Genomic DNA, 12919 nt, shown 5'->3' with positions numbered 1-12919 from the left:
TAGATTATAGCAAATCACGCCCTGTTTTTGAGTGCAATTTTGTGCTATTTTTTGGTAGTGTCATTCAGGTCTTCCACACTAAGCGCCACTTTGTGCTGAATGGGCTTCCATTCAATGTTCGTAAACACCGCGTAAACCATTGCAATCGCATAGGTGAATATAAACAGCGGGAACAACAGCCAACCGAAGAACATCGCTTTTTTCGATGCACGGATGCGCTTTCTCTGCGTGATGCACGTGATACCGCCGACGAACCACAGCGTCAGTATAGAACCGAAAATGCCGCTGCACACGGAAAGCACACAAACGCCCATATCCGGCGTGCGCGTCACAATGCCCGCCGCGACCATAATCGCGTTAAACACGATTGAAACGCAGGTCAAGACAAGGCACGGAATGTTGTTCATAATCATATCGAAGCAGGCAAAACTGCCATCCACAACGGTTTTTTTCAGCATTTTGAAGCCGTATCGGCTGAAAACCTGCAAATAGCCCTTAATCCAGCGGGCACGTTGCGTAAAAGACTGTCCAAGCCGCGTGGGCTGCTCGTCATAAATAATGGCGTTTTCGCAGTAACCGACCGTGTCGTCCTTTAAAATGCGGTCCACGGTGAACTCAAAGTCCTCCGTCAGCAGGAAATGCTTCCAACCACCGTTTTCGCGTGCAATCTCGCTGCTGAACAAAAAGCCGGTGCCGGAAACGCAGCTGCTGGTACCGAACATCATACGGGCGCGATTGAGCTGCGTCGCTTCGCGCAGGAAGAAAATGGAGTAGCCCGCGCTGATCCAGTTGTCGCCAAAGTTTTTCGAGTTGCGGTAGGACGTGACAACCTTGTAGCCGTTGTCAAAAACATTATTCATCTCGGAGATAAAATTCTCATCCAGAATATTGTCCGCGTCAAAGACGAAAAAACCGTCGTAGGCATATTCGCCAAAATTCTTAAAAATGTTTTCTAATAAGAAACGCAACGCATAGCCCTTGCCCACGGCATACGTATTGTGGCGCTCATAAACGACCGCCCCGGCTTCACGCGCCGCCTGCGCGGTGTTGTCCGTGCAGTTATCCGCTACGACAAAAATATCGATAAGCTCCTCGGGATACTTCTGTGCGCGCACACTGCGGATGAGCTGCGCAATGACGGCTTCCTCGTTACGCGCGGCAATCAGCACACCGTAGCGGTGCCGCTTCTTCGCTTTGAAGACTTTCTGCTTTTTTAAAAGCGCCGCCACAAGGTAGACCGCCTGGTACGCGTAGCAAGCCATAAATAAAATAGAAATGATAAAATTCACATATGACAGTGTTTTCATGGTTTCTCCTTTTCTGGCCTTGGTGCAGGACCAACGTCATCGTCTGTTTTCAGATTTCCAATTCTGTCTAAATCTTCGTATTCAAAGCGCAATGCGCAACCGCCATCCGCTTTCATTCACATTCTATTCACAGTTTTCAGTATTTTCATTATACGGCATGGAAAAGGAATAAACAATAGAAATGTGCAATTCTTATGAGTTTTGTAAGAAACCTTAAATTTCTGCGAACAGTGCACCAAATTTTACGCACTTTTTCGTGATATTCACGAAAGGAAAATTAATTTTAACTTTTTCGCAAAAAAGACTTGCATTTTTCGGGGACTTGCTATATAATAATCGAGCAACAGAAAATTGGGCGCTTAGCTCAGCTGGCTAGAGCACCTGCTTGACGTGCAGGGGGTCAGCGGTTCAAGTCCGTTAGCGCCCACCATATTTTGTTCTAATGTATACGCACAACTGTTACTTACGTTTCGGTTGTGCGTATCGATTAAAACAAAGTATTTCGTTTTAATAATCCTGATTTTAGCGACCCGTTCTCAAACGCCGTTCCTGAGGCAGATTAGGTTTGTCCAATCCTGTATACCAAGTATTTCCCATTGCAGAGGCGTGCAAATGCACACTGATTTGCGCCGGGTATTCTCGTTTGCGGGTTCATTCGTTTTTCAAGGTGCGAAATTAGAAATAAAAAAGGCTCTCCAGACAAGCATCTGAAAAGCCTTGAAATATCGTTTGGCTTGTGCTATAATCTAACTAACGTGTTAGACATGAAGCACCCCTCTTGTAAAAAACGTCCTATCGGCGTCTTTTCGTGAAGTTTTCAGATGGTCGTACATCTGGAATCGATAAACGATTTACCAGATCGTTTATCGACCGAGAAACGTCCGTAGCGGACGTTTTCTTTATTTCTATTTAAAAGTATAGCACTTCTTTCCCTGCTCGTCAACGCAAAATAAGATTTTTTCTGCATTTTTCAACAAGGTGTCGCGGTTTTGCTCATTACGTAACCCGCCCCGCCTTTTCTCTCGTCTAACAAAAACCGGCAACATTGCCGGTTTTTGCGCTTGACAAAACTTCAGAAGCGTTTATAATTAGAAATAGAAAGAGTGCTGCCGATGAACGGTTAGCCCTCAGTTCAGCTTAAAGAAATGAGCCGAGACCTTGGGCAGGGCGGCTCATCTCTTTTTATGTTTACGATCACGAAACAGTTCGATCAACGCAATAACGACAAGTGCCAACTGGCACAAATCGCTAAAGTTCAGCTCGAGCTTCATAAGCGTCATCCCTCTCTCCGTGTTGGATTGAGGGATTTTTTCATATTCAAGAAATGTTCCCTCACACGGTACACCGAAGTGTATCTGAGGGCTGAACCGTCCACCGTTATGGCAGCACCCGAACCGCTATCACGGTCCTTTAAAATTCTACCAGAAATTCTTTTATCTGGCAAGTTTTACATTCACACAGAAAAAACCGGCAACATTGCCGGTTTTCCTTTATGCATCAACTATTGTATTTTTAGTTCACTGTGGATCAATTTTAAGTCATCGCCTTTTGTCTTAAGAAAGGTGTTTTCTTCGTAAAAAATGAACACGCGTAACTTTACTTCAAAAATATCGGGAATAACATAAAAAAGGCGACTAACTAAAACATCTTCATTTTCGTATACATCGCAATCAACTTTCGGAAACCCAAATATTTCTTCTATTGACCACGCGATTTTTTCTTTTTTCCATTGCAAATATTGTTGATACAATTCTTCCTTAAGCACTATAACTCATCTCCAATCAAGTAAAATTACAATTTCTTCGTTCTTTCAATGAGATTAATCCAATATCATAATAGCATTTCAATTTTTATTTGTCAAATAAATTATTTAAAATAGGTATTGACTTATAAATCGTTTTACTGTAATCTATTACTTGACAGGAGGTATCTCCACTATGGCTGTCGATACCATGAAAAAAGGCTCAATCGAAATGCTCACGTTGTTTTTGCTGTGTGAAGAAGACACATACGGCTATCAGCTTGTGCAGAAGATCAAAGAGCGAAGCAAAGGTTTAATCACAGTGCAGGAGGGGTCATTTTATCCGCTTCTGTATCGCTTGGCAGACGATGGGTACATCACCGGTCAGGAGATCGTAACACGCATGAGCACGGGGCGCTCCCGTATGCGTGTGATTTATCATATCGAAAATGCCGGGCGTGAACGGTTAGCATCTTTAAAAAAGGATTACGAAACCGTTCAGCAAGGAATTCATAACATTCTTGATTCTTAAATTGGGGGGATATGGGATGAGCGAAACCGTATATGTTGTCCACGACTATTTGCGTCGAATAGACAAAGAAATGACGTGTGACAAAAAGAAGAAAAAGCAGTTTTTGCAGCGACTGCAAAATGACATGGAAGATTTTGCTGATAGCACAACAACTACGCTGACCGAAAATGACTTAGAAAAACATTTCGGCACACCACAAAGCATAGCCGAAAATTTTCTGAGCACTGAACCGTACAATGAAGTAAAACGAACATTTAAGCACCGAAAAGCTGTGCGCGTTTTTGTAATCGCCACAGTTGTATTTGCTCTTGTGTGCGTTTTGGGATATATTCTGTTTGATAACTGGCACGAGCAAGAATTATCAGACGGATATATCAAAACAATAATTTACGAAAGTGTAGAAGGAACGCCACCTCCAGAGCCGGAAGGCACGAGAGTTTATTAAGGAAAGAGGCAAAAAAATGAAACGTATATTAACAATTATCTGCTGTTTAACACTTTTACTTGGTATTGTACCTTTCTGTGTATCTGCATCAGAAACAGCATCGCAGAACATGCAAACAGTCGAATACCTTGAAGACGGCAGTTATATCGTGACGGAGTTAGAAGTAACACCTGCAGTTGCACGAACAGCAAGATCGTATACAAAAAAATCCACCTATTATACGGCAAGCAATACAGCGGTTTTTGCAGTTTCGTTGACTGGTAACTTTAATTATACGTACAATGTAAGTTGTTCTGCTACAAGTCAGAGTATTTCTGTACCAATTTATGCAAACTCCGCATCCTTTGTATCAAAAACATCTTCTCATTCCGGTGCAACGGTATATGGCACAGGCAAAGTTTCTTATTTGGGAAAAACACTTTCTCTTTCTGTAAGCATTACCTGCGATAAATACGGTAACATTTCTTAATTTGCGTACAAGGTTTCACTCAAATCCCATATTAAAGGCGGCTACTTTCAGTTGGAAACAGCCGCCTTTCTTTTTTAACATTCTCATATCTATAAACACGCAAAGATTACAACAAAAACCTGCCTATTCTAAAACAGGCAGGTTTTATCTTGTAGCCTTTATTATTCCAGCACCCCGCCGTCCATCTCGTGCACCGTGTCGCACAGTGCCGCGATGTCCTCGTGGTTGTGGCTCGCGAGCAAAATCGTCTTCCCTTGTGCCTTGAGCTCCAACAGCAGTGCCCGTATATCCTGCACACCGGCGTTGTCCAGCCCGTTCATCGGCTCGTCCAAAATGAGAATCTCAGGGTCTTCCATGATTGCCTGCGCAATACCAAGGCGCTGCCGCATGCCGAGCGAGTATTTTCCCACATGCTTGCGGCTTTCAGGGTCAAGCCCTACCGTTTTTAATACGTTCAAAATCTCCGCCTTGCCAATCTTCCGCCGTATGTTTGCCAAAAAGCGCAGATTCTTGTACCCGCTGTAATTCGGCAGAAAGCCCGGCGCTTCAATGATGGCTCCAATGTCCTCCGGCATGTCCACGTCGCGCCCCACGCGCTTGCCGTTCACGCGGATCACCCCCTCCTCCGGGTGCATCAGACCGCAGATGCACTTAAAAAGCACCGTTTTGCCGGAGCCGTTGCGCCCTACAATGCCGTGTATCTGCCCCTTTTCAAACGAGATCGATACGTTCTTCAAAACCACTTGGTCACGAAAACGCTTCACCACGTTTTGTACTTCAATACAAGTTTCCATATAGACTCCTTTCACACCGATTTCAGCACGTCAATGTTCCGCCTGCGCAGCGTCACCCACGAAGCCGCCGATAAAACCGCAAACAAAGCCAACAGTACCAACAAAATATACGTAAGGCTCGGGTAGATCGAGCTGCCGTCGTAATCCACACGGGAAAGGTTTACCCACGAGACCGGCGAGACATTCACAAACCCGTACCACGTCTTATACGTCACCATGTTCCACAGCACGAGCGCCGTACCGCAGATGCCGCCCGCCGTGCGGGAAATATTCAGGTTCACGAAGAACATCAGCATACCGAGCACAGTGGCGACCAAGCTCCCGTTCACCACACACCGCAACACCGCCGGAATTGGGTCAAACCGCGCCGTGATGACGCGTGCAAACGGAATGCTGATGCCGTTCTGCCCCGCTGCCGATGTCTGCGAAAACGTCGAAAGCAGCTTGCCCCACGCTGCGCTCCATTCGATATGCGGCAGCAGCACAAGAACACTTATGAAATACAGCACAATAAAATACAACACAGACGCCATCACGATATACAGCATTTGCCCGATGAACCATATCCGCCGCCCGCTCCGCAGCATAATATACGGCTGCTCGTCCTCAATAAACGGTGCATCGCAAAACAGCAGCACCACGCCGAGGAACAGCATCATTACTGCGCTGCCCTCGTCCAGCAAAAACGGCAGCAAATACGGCGTGACCTTGTACCCTGTCCGCGCGCACAGCTCGCCCACCGGCGAAAGCCGTGAGTGCAAATACAAGACCTCTATCAACAGCAAGATGTACAATCGCGGGTTCACCGCCCACTTTTTAAAGTTGTGCAGCGCGATGGAAAAGCAAGCGAAAACCTTACCCATTTTCAAGCCTCCTTCTGCACGAGCGCGTAAACAGAACAAGGAACACCGCGCCGAACACTACAAAAATTCCGCATGTCACAAGCATCGTCGTCCCCGCGCCGCCGAACACCGAAAGTCCCCTAGAGAGCATACCGGGGTAAAACATGCTCGGCATACGCAGCCACATCAAAAGCGTGTTCAAAACGTAGTACGCCAGCATCGGCGCCGCCAGTGTCACGAATACGTTCGTGATCTTCGTCGAAAGCCACAGCGCAAATTCCGCAAACGCCCCTGCGCAGCACGCTTTAATGAAAATCACCGCCGCAAAATAAAGGTACACCCGCTCGGAATACCCGATCTCGTCAAACGCGCCCAGCGCCATTTGATTTGCCATTTCCATGTTCACCGCCGGAAATCCCCAAAGCCGTAAGATCATCAGGTCGAGCCACTCGGAAACGACGACCACCAGCACCGCCGAGACAAAGCACGCAATGCCTTTCGATATGCCGTATATGCGCTTCGAGCACCGCTGCGCCGAAAAGCGAATGAATCGGTTCTCCCAGTCCGCGCAGAACAGCGCCGCCCCGGGTATCGCCGCAAACAGCAAATACAAAAGCTGAAAATCAAGGTACTGAAAGATACCGTAAATGTAGATCAGGTCATTCTCCGGCGTCATATAAGGAAGCTCATCCATGCCGGTCAAAAACGTCGCAGCAGTCAGCCCCAACGCGGCAAAAATAAACGCTTTCGAGCACACCGTGCGTGCAAGGTCATTTTTCAGAACATTCAAAAACACACGCATATGCATCTCATATCTCTCCGTTCTCGTGTAAAAGCTCCGTGCCGTCCAGCGCATTGATCAGGATATAGCTTGTATCTGTCATCTCAACAATTTCATTTGAATCGTTTTTAGCGGAGTATTGTAATGTGTGATTTGTTTGAAACCGCCAAACAGGAATTATTTTTGCTTCCGTAACATTTTGTTGCTGTATCGGCGTATAGGCCATTTCTATTTTATCTATTTTATAATTTCCTTCCATAATAATTGAATTATACTTATCGTCTACTATCTGCAACGCTTCGTCTAACGTTAATACTGGTTGCATCGCACCGACTTCTGTTACATCCAACGCATACGGAAGTGTCATTGCTCGTATACCTTCTTCTCCGTAAATCATGCGCAGAAATGTACCTGCCATGTACGAATCATCGCTGTAACCTCCCCCCTCAAAGTTACCGAGTGGCATTCCATTTACAGCTATTGGATAATCAAATATATATTGTTCATCCTTTTTTTGTGGTTCAATGATAAAGTCAAAGTCCGTGTCATACGTCTCAAGCGCCGTGCGCCCGTCATACACCGCCCGCATCGTGTCATAGTCCATTGTATAGCAAGTAGGCTCTAAAACCGATATTCCCAAGGAATTTACATATTTTTGTATTTGGGATTTTGCTTCATCAATTGTTGAAAACTCTAAATTTTCACCTGACAAATATGTTACACGGTTATCTCCAAACGGAAGAGATGTCGGAAATTCCGAAAATAGATAGTACCCCACTTCATTGCGGCCATTGGAAAAATTTGCTGAGGTTCCTGAAATCGTTAAGCGTTCCTTTTCTAAAGTCCAAGTACTATATACGCTATCTTTTGAAAACATACTGAAATCTTTAAATTCTTCTGTCTGTTTTTCCGGAGATTTTTCTCCTTCAAAAAAGACCGATGCCACTAAATTTTGATCTATTACATGTCCTCTCCCAAACATTTCCGGCAGTTCTGATTTTTGCATGGAAGCCGGAATAAGTATATCTGCATCCACTTCTACTCCAGAGGAAAGGACTTGCGTTATGTGCTCATTTGTAGTATTTTGGGAAACATCAGAACCTTGCATACTATTTTCTTCAGAAGGTTTAATTACAGAAGGTTCGCTTATAGCAGAACTGGTTTCCGTTTTTATAGAAACATCCTGTATAGGTTTTGTACAAGCTGATAAACATAAACTTAAAAATAAAAAAGTCAATGTCATAATCTGTTTCAAATTTGACATCACACATTCCTCCTTTAGTTATAAAAGTATCTGCGGGATTTGCATAGCAAATCCCGCAGATACTCAGCTTTTTACGGTGTCCATGTCATCCTGAGATTTACATATTCGTACGGGTTGCTGTTATCATACTCAATAGCGATCCTATAATTGGTACCTAATGCACCATACCCGCTTAAATACCCCATATAATCTCTAACTTGCTCGCCATAGTAATTTCTATGGACAAGCTGCGTTGCTTGCGCTCTATTCTTAGCACTTCTTCCTCGGAAATAAACCCATTCGTTACCAGATGTATTCCATCCATCACTTGTATTTGCACGCGCCGTGAAAAGGAATTTTCCAACTGCGGTCTTCTCTGCATACGCAGATGAAACCGTAGCACCACCATAGATCGTTGCTTTCATGTTTTCAAGCGCCGAGTTCGCGCTCGCAGACACGGAAAACGCAGAAACCGCCATTAAGCAAGCTGCCATACCGGCTATAAGCCTTTTCTTTAACATACAATCGCCTCCTTAAATTATGTAGATTTTGCAAGGAATGTGTCGACCCATCCCTTAATTTATGGTCATAATATCACATAAAATTACAGTTGTCAATATAATTTATGAAAAATAGGTAATAGCATTTGCTTAAATCAATCAAAAATTTACTTTTTCATTGCCGGTTTTTGTTTTTCTTTCCTTTCACTGCTAAACTGAATTAACCCTAACGGGAATTTTTATCTAACAGGAGAGGTTTACAATGGAAAGAAAAGTCTGCACCATCGGAGAATGGCTGGATGTTTGGTATGAGGTGTACGCCGTGCCGGAATATGCCCCGAAAACGCTCGAAATCTATCGAGATGCCAGAAAGAGATTATCTCGGGGTTTCCCGGAAATTGAAAGCATGCTGCTCACAGAGCTGCTGCCGGTCACATTTCAAAAAGCCTTGCCCTCATCATCGGCCACTCCAACCCGGCCTTTACGCTCCGCCGGTACGTCCACCCGGATCACACATCCCTCTACGAGCAAATGTGCCGTCTTTCAAGCATACAGCAGTAAACCGGCAACATTGCCGCTTTTTAAAACAGAAAAACCTACTCACCACTATCGGCGGGTAGGTTTTACCTTTGCTATCCTCTGCTTTTTATGCATAATGAACGATTTGGTTAAGGGTATAGAGCTGCGTTTCGTTTTCTGCCGCATGATCGATAATTTTCTTGTCAAATCCGTTTTCAGAAAATAGTGCATAGTGAAACTTGGCTTTTTCTTTCAGCGGAGAAAGCTTTGCCACCGTGTCACAGTACTCAGAATAGGAAAACGGTACGCCTTTGAATTTACATTCACCCACCAGATATTCCTTTGCCCCTCGGTCAATACAGAGTATGTCAATCTCCGTCTCTGCTGTCCGCAGTCCGGAAGCTGCTTTCTCGTCTCGTACCGTAGTCTTTCCAAACCAACGTCCCATCTTTGCATAACGGAAAGGCAGCTCGTTTTTCTTCTGCATTTCACGAACAAATTCCCGGCAAATATCCTCAAAAGTAAAGGAAGCAAACTTGTGGAGAGCCGGTTTTACAACATACTCGCATACGCCGTCCACATCGCCGTCCTCAAGCTGTGAAAAATTTGCAAAACCAAAGGCATACCAGAAACGGAAGAAGTTATCCGTCAGACGATAGGCTCCTCGACCGGAATTTGCCTGTTCCTTGGTCTTAGCATCCACGGAAAACTCCCGTTCCACAATTCCAAGCTCTATGAGATTTTTCAAGTAAACACTGGTTTTGGAAGTATCCTCCACAAGCGACTTTTGACTGATGTCGTTGAGCTTGGTATTGCCCAACGCAACAGCTTCAATGATAGAGTTGTAGATAGGTGTTTCCCGCAGCTCCTGATGCAACAAAAACTCCACCTCGCTGTAAAGGATGCAGCCTTTGGTCAGAATATTGCGCTTGATGTTCTCGTCAATGGACAGCCCGGGATTCCATTGGCGCAGATAATGTGGGATACCACCAAGAACAGCATAAGCCAGCACCTTATCACGGTCAGAATAATCCGGAAAGAACTTTGCGGCATCATAAAATCCCATTTCTTTCATCTTGTAGATACCCGTAGCCCTGCCGTAAAGTGGGTTTTTCTCTGCCAGCAATTCCTTTTCGATAAAGCTCATGGCACTGCCGCAAAGGATAATCATTACGTTGGCATCCCGCAGCTCCGCATCCCAGAGATTTTGAAGAATAGAGGGAATACTCTTGTTACCACGGCACATATACGGAAATTCATCGATCACCAACAACTTTTTCCGGTCACCGTATGGTAGCTCCCGTACCGCACGGAATGCTCTTTCCCAATCGGTAAATTCAGTAATATAGCTTTTTGCAGGAATGTCTTCTCTCAGCACCCGAGCAGAAAAGTTACGAAGCTGTACCGGATCAGTCGTTTGCGTGCAGGAAAAGAAAACATGGGGCTTTCCCTTACAGAATTCCCGCAGCGTCTCGGTTTTTCCTACACGCCGTCTGCCGTACAGCACAATGAGTTGACCGCCATTCTCTGAATATTTATCATTCAAGAATTTCAATTCTGTCTCTCTCCCGATAAACATCGGCACACCTCCAAGTAATACAAATTTAGATTTAGTAAATCTTGATTTGATATTATTATATTCAAGATCAGTGAAAAAATCAAGAAATTTTTCAAGATTTGCATAACAAGTTCATTACCCCTGTATGTTTCCTATTGCCCACGTGTGAAAACTCATTAAGTTCAATAACACGAAATGCAAATAAGTCGCTGCAACAAATTTTTCGGAGCAAAAGCGGCAATATTGCCGCTTTTTAAAATGGAAGAACCTACTCACCATTGTGAAGTGCCCCCAAAAAGTTAGACAATATTCTGAAGTAAGAATTGTTCAAGCAGCCGAAAGGCTTGCTGTCTGTGAATTGCAGGCGGCAAGCCCTTTAGCTTTGCCTTGATCCTGCGGTTGTTGTAGTAATCTAGATATTCGATCAGTTCCAGTTTGAAGTGTTCCATGGAGCGAAACTCCTACAAATACAGCAGCTCACTTTTGAGCAGCCCGAAGAAATTTTCTATCACAGCATTGTCCAGACAGTTTCCCTTGCGGCTCATGCTCTGGCGAACACCTTTCTCCCGGAGCATCTGTTGGTATTGTTTGTGTTGGTACTGCCAGCCCTGGTCAGAATGAAGGATCAACCCGGTTCCATCCGGTATCTTCTCAAAAGCCTTATCCAGCATAGTCGTAACCATACTCAGAACAGGATGCGCAGAGATGGTGTAGCTGACCAGATCGCTGCTGCACAGATCGAGAATCGGGGACAGATAGAGCTTTTCTCCGAACAAACTGAACTCTGTCACATCCGTGACCCATTTCTGATTCGGCTTTTCGGCATGGAAATCCCGATTTAGCAGATTTGGTGCGATTTTGCCCACTTCTCCCTTATAAGAGCGATACTTCTTCATCCTGACACGGCAAACCAAGCCCAGCTCCTTCATCAGCCGCTGGACAGTCTTGTGGTTCAGGAGGAAATTGCGCTTGTGAAGTTCTGTTGTAATGCGGCGATAGCCGTATCTTCCTTTGTTTTCATGGTAGATGGCCGTGATCTCCGCTTTGACAGCTTTATACTTATCTACACTGTTTATCCGCTTCAAATGATAGTAGAAAGTGGCACGGGGCAGTTGAGCGATTGAGAGCAGAATACTGAGTGCGTGTTTTTGCCTTAGCTTTTGAACTACCTGCGTTTTTTGTGCCGGCGTCGCTCGTCTTCCAAAACCAAGGCTTGCAAGTTTTTTAGGTAATCGTTCTCCGCACGCAGTCGCTGCACTTCGGCCAGCAGATCTTCTTCCACCTGCTTCGGCAACGGCTTTGGCGGACGGCTCTTACTGCCGCGGCCACGCCGTTCGATGGCAAAACCTTCTGGACCCTCCGTCAGATAGATTCGTTCCCAGTCTTGTACTCTGTGATAATTGCTGATTTCAAATTGTCGAGCCGTTTCTCTGTAACTCATCTTTTCTTTCATCATGGTTTCCACGACCAGCTTCTTGAATTCCGGCGTGTATCGTTTGTTTGGTACTCCCTTTGGCATTAAAATCACCCCACCTGTTAGACATTATATCATACTGTCTAACAAATGGGGTGCTGTTCATTGTTAGCGGGTAGGTTTTTATCTTTTCTTCTCTCTGCTTTTTCAAAATTCGGCAACATTGCCGCTTTTTGATTTCTCTCTGCGGCAAGGGCACGTGCCTGCACAAACGGCAGCTTACCGCGCATTAAGTGCTGCTTTTCTCGCCCGGTAAGCTGTTCCGAGAGCTGCTTATAAATGCGCACCGTGCGTTCGGAAACGCTGAGAAGCTGCATCAGCCGCGTCTGTAAACCGCCTTTGATTTCACCTGCGTCCTTCATGCCTTTCAGTAGCTTGTAGTAATTCTCATAGAGTTGGAGCCGGATACGCGGACTTTCTGCCGCCTGCTGCCTGCGATGAATTTCCCGGCGGCGCCGTTCACGAGGATCACGTATCTGCCGTTTGACCTTGTAAACATAGCACGGGATTTTTGTCCAGTGCAGGCATTCCCTCAAATACCAAAACCGATACGCCCCCAGAAATACACGGTATCGACCGTCTGCTTCAAGTGTCACACCGATGGGATATTGCAGTAACTCCATCACGTCCGGCTTAGAAAGCTTCGAGTTTTCAACGGCGTGATAGCTTACTTCGCCGGACATGTCAATCCTGTCTGCATCGATGAGATGGCAT

14 protein-coding genes, 1 tRNA gene and 1 pseudogene are annotated in these 12919 nt (G+C 45.2%); 5 read left to right on the top strand and 11 right to left on the bottom strand.

What is annotated here, in order from left to right; genetic code table 11:
* Positions 1–44: 44 nt before the first annotated feature.
* Positions 45–1307 carry a glycosyltransferase family 2 protein gene (locus ACI0CA_RS04985; RefSeq protein ID WP_446806506.1) on the bottom strand — a complete coding sequence of 421 codons (1263 nt, stop codon included), beginning with the start codon at positions 1305–1307 and terminating at the stop codon, positions 45–47.
* Positions 1308–1660: 353 nt separating this feature from the next.
* On the opposite strand from ACI0CA_RS04985, the gene ACI0CA_RS04980 reads away from it, so the two are divergent.
* Positions 1661–1737, top strand: a tRNA-Val gene (locus ACI0CA_RS04980).
* Positions 1738–2808: 1071 nt separating this feature from the next.
* Here the strand turns inward: ACI0CA_RS04980 and ACI0CA_RS04975 are convergent.
* Positions 2809–3072 carry a hypothetical protein gene (locus ACI0CA_RS04975; RefSeq protein ID WP_308450100.1) on the bottom strand — a complete coding sequence of 88 codons (264 nt, stop codon included), beginning with the start codon at positions 3070–3072 and terminating at the stop codon, positions 2809–2811.
* 172 nt (positions 3073–3244) lie between these two features.
* Between ACI0CA_RS04975 and ACI0CA_RS04970 the strand changes: the two genes are divergently transcribed.
* From ACI0CA_RS04970 to ACI0CA_RS04960, 3 genes are read left to right on the top strand one after another with little or no spacing between them, the layout of a single operon-like run.
* Positions 3245–3580 carry a PadR family transcriptional regulator gene (locus tag ACI0CA_RS04970; RefSeq protein ID WP_308450099.1) on the top strand — a complete coding sequence of 112 codons (336 nt, stop codon included), beginning with the start codon at positions 3245–3247 and terminating at the stop codon, positions 3578–3580.
* 16 nt (positions 3581–3596) lie between these two features.
* A complete protein-coding gene (locus ACI0CA_RS04965; protein WP_446806507.1) occupies positions 3597–4025 on the top strand; it encodes a DUF6120 family protein in 429 nt (142 codons plus the stop codon).
* Between the two features lie 16 nt (positions 4026–4041).
* Entirely contained in the window at positions 4042–4494 is a 453-nt protein-coding gene (locus ACI0CA_RS04960; protein WP_418523655.1) for a hypothetical protein, read from the top strand.
* Between the two features lie 161 nt (positions 4495–4655).
* On the opposite strand, the gene ACI0CA_RS04955 is transcribed toward ACI0CA_RS04960, so the two are convergent.
* From ACI0CA_RS04955 to ACI0CA_RS04935, 5 genes are all read right to left on the bottom strand, one after another.
* Positions 4656–5288, bottom strand: coding sequence for an ABC transporter ATP-binding protein (locus tag ACI0CA_RS04955; protein ID WP_446806508.1), 633 nt, complete (start codon positions 5286–5288; stop codon positions 4656–4658).
* A gap of 11 nt (positions 5289–5299) precedes the next feature.
* Positions 5300–6151, bottom strand: a complete 852-nt coding sequence (locus tag ACI0CA_RS04950; RefSeq protein ID WP_446806509.1) for a hypothetical protein — start codon at positions 6149–6151, stop codon at positions 5300–5302.
* Positions 6144–6920, bottom strand: a complete 777-nt coding sequence (locus tag ACI0CA_RS04945; RefSeq protein ID WP_446807059.1) for a hypothetical protein — start codon at positions 6918–6920, stop codon at positions 6144–6146. The genes ACI0CA_RS04950 and ACI0CA_RS04945 overlap by 8 nt, the downstream gene beginning before the upstream one ends.
* Before the next feature lie 19 nt (positions 6921–6939).
* Positions 6940–8175, bottom strand: coding sequence for a DUF6034 family protein (locus ACI0CA_RS04940; protein ID WP_446806511.1), 1236 nt, complete (start codon positions 8173–8175; stop codon positions 6940–6942).
* A gap of 71 nt (positions 8176–8246) precedes the next feature.
* Positions 8247–8675 (bottom strand): hypothetical protein, encoded by a 429-nt coding sequence (locus ACI0CA_RS04935; protein WP_446806512.1) that lies wholly within the window; start codon positions 8673–8675, stop codon positions 8247–8249.
* Between the two features lie 241 nt (positions 8676–8916).
* Between ACI0CA_RS04935 and ACI0CA_RS04930 the strand changes: the two genes are divergently transcribed.
* Positions 8917–9399, top strand: a complete 483-nt coding sequence (locus ACI0CA_RS04930; RefSeq protein WP_446806513.1) for a hypothetical protein — start codon at positions 8917–8919, stop codon at positions 9397–9399.
* On the opposite strand, the gene ACI0CA_RS04925 is transcribed toward ACI0CA_RS04930, so the two are convergent.
* The 4 genes and pseudogenes from ACI0CA_RS04925 to ACI0CA_RS04910 all read right to left on the bottom strand — a co-directional run bounded on the left by ACI0CA_RS04925 (position 9301) and on the right by ACI0CA_RS04910 (position 12888).
* Complete coding sequence (locus ACI0CA_RS04925; RefSeq protein WP_412357984.1) at positions 9301–10752, bottom strand: ATP-binding protein; 1452 nt, start codon at positions 10750–10752, stop codon at positions 9301–9303. The two genes, ACI0CA_RS04930 and ACI0CA_RS04925, sit on opposite strands and share 99 nt — an antisense overlap.
* Positions 10753–11030: 278 nt before the next feature.
* Positions 11031–11873 (bottom strand): annotated as a pseudogene (locus tag ACI0CA_RS04920) (IS3 family transposase); the annotation flags it as partial.
* 23 nt (positions 11874–11896) lie between these two features.
* Positions 11897–12250, bottom strand: a complete 354-nt coding sequence (locus tag ACI0CA_RS04915) for a helix-turn-helix domain-containing protein (protein WP_343285138.1) — start codon at positions 12248–12250, stop codon at positions 11897–11899.
* A 38-nt stretch (positions 12251–12288) separates the two neighbouring features.
* Positions 12289–12888 (bottom strand): hypothetical protein, encoded by a 600-nt coding sequence (locus ACI0CA_RS04910; RefSeq protein WP_308449144.1) that lies wholly within the window; start codon positions 12886–12888, stop codon positions 12289–12291.
* Positions 12889–12919: the final 31 nt, after the last annotated feature.

Origin of the sequence: Hominenteromicrobium mulieris, assembly GCF_046197855.1 — a bacterium.
GTDB classification, from domain to species: Bacteria; Bacillota; Clostridia; order Oscillospirales; family Acutalibacteraceae; genus Hominenteromicrobium; species Hominenteromicrobium mulieris.
The sequence above is the reverse complement of the archived record's forward strand: the minus strand, read 5'-3'. Positions and strand labels throughout refer to the sequence as shown.

Bases quoted from the DNA above. Each gene is read 5' to 3' on its own strand.
- ACI0CA_RS04985 (WP_446806506.1), bottom strand. From the start codon at position 1,307: ATGAAAACACTGTCATATGTGAATTTTATCATTTCTATTTTATTTATG.
- ACI0CA_RS04970 (WP_308450099.1), top strand. From the start codon at position 3,245: ATGGCTGTCGATACCATGAAAAAAGGCTCAATCGAAATGCTCACGTTG.
- ACI0CA_RS04965 (WP_446806507.1), top strand. From the start codon at position 3,597: ATGAGCGAAACCGTATATGTTGTCCACGACTATTTGCGTCGAATAGAC.
- ACI0CA_RS04960 (WP_418523655.1), top strand. From the start codon at position 4,042: ATGAAACGTATATTAACAATTATCTGCTGTTTAACACTTTTACTTGGT.
- ACI0CA_RS04955 (WP_446806508.1), bottom strand. From the start codon at position 5,288: ATGGAAACTTGTATTGAAGTACAAAACGTGGTGAAGCGTTTTCGTGAC.
- ACI0CA_RS04950 (WP_446806509.1), bottom strand. From the start codon at position 6,151: ATGGGTAAGGTTTTCGCTTGCTTTTCCATCGCGCTGCACAACTTTAAA.
- ACI0CA_RS04940 (WP_446806511.1), bottom strand. From the start codon at position 8,175: ATGTCAAATTTGAAACAGATTATGACATTGACTTTTTTATTTTTAAGT.
- ACI0CA_RS04935 (WP_446806512.1), bottom strand. From the start codon at position 8,675: ATGTTAAAGAAAAGGCTTATAGCCGGTATGGCAGCTTGCTTAATGGCG.
- ACI0CA_RS04930 (WP_446806513.1), top strand. From the start codon at position 8,917: ATGGAAAGAAAAGTCTGCACCATCGGAGAATGGCTGGATGTTTGGTAT.
- ACI0CA_RS04925 (WP_412357984.1), bottom strand. From the start codon at position 10,752: ATGTTTATCGGGAGAGAGACAGAATTGAAATTCTTGAATGATAAATAT.
- ACI0CA_RS04915 (WP_343285138.1), bottom strand. From the start codon at position 12,250: ATGCCAAAGGGAGTACCAAACAAACGATACACGCCGGAATTCAAGAAG.
- ACI0CA_RS04910 (WP_308449144.1), bottom strand. From the start codon at position 12,888: ATGTCCGGCGAAGTAAGCTATCACGCCGTTGAAAACTCGAAGCTTTCT.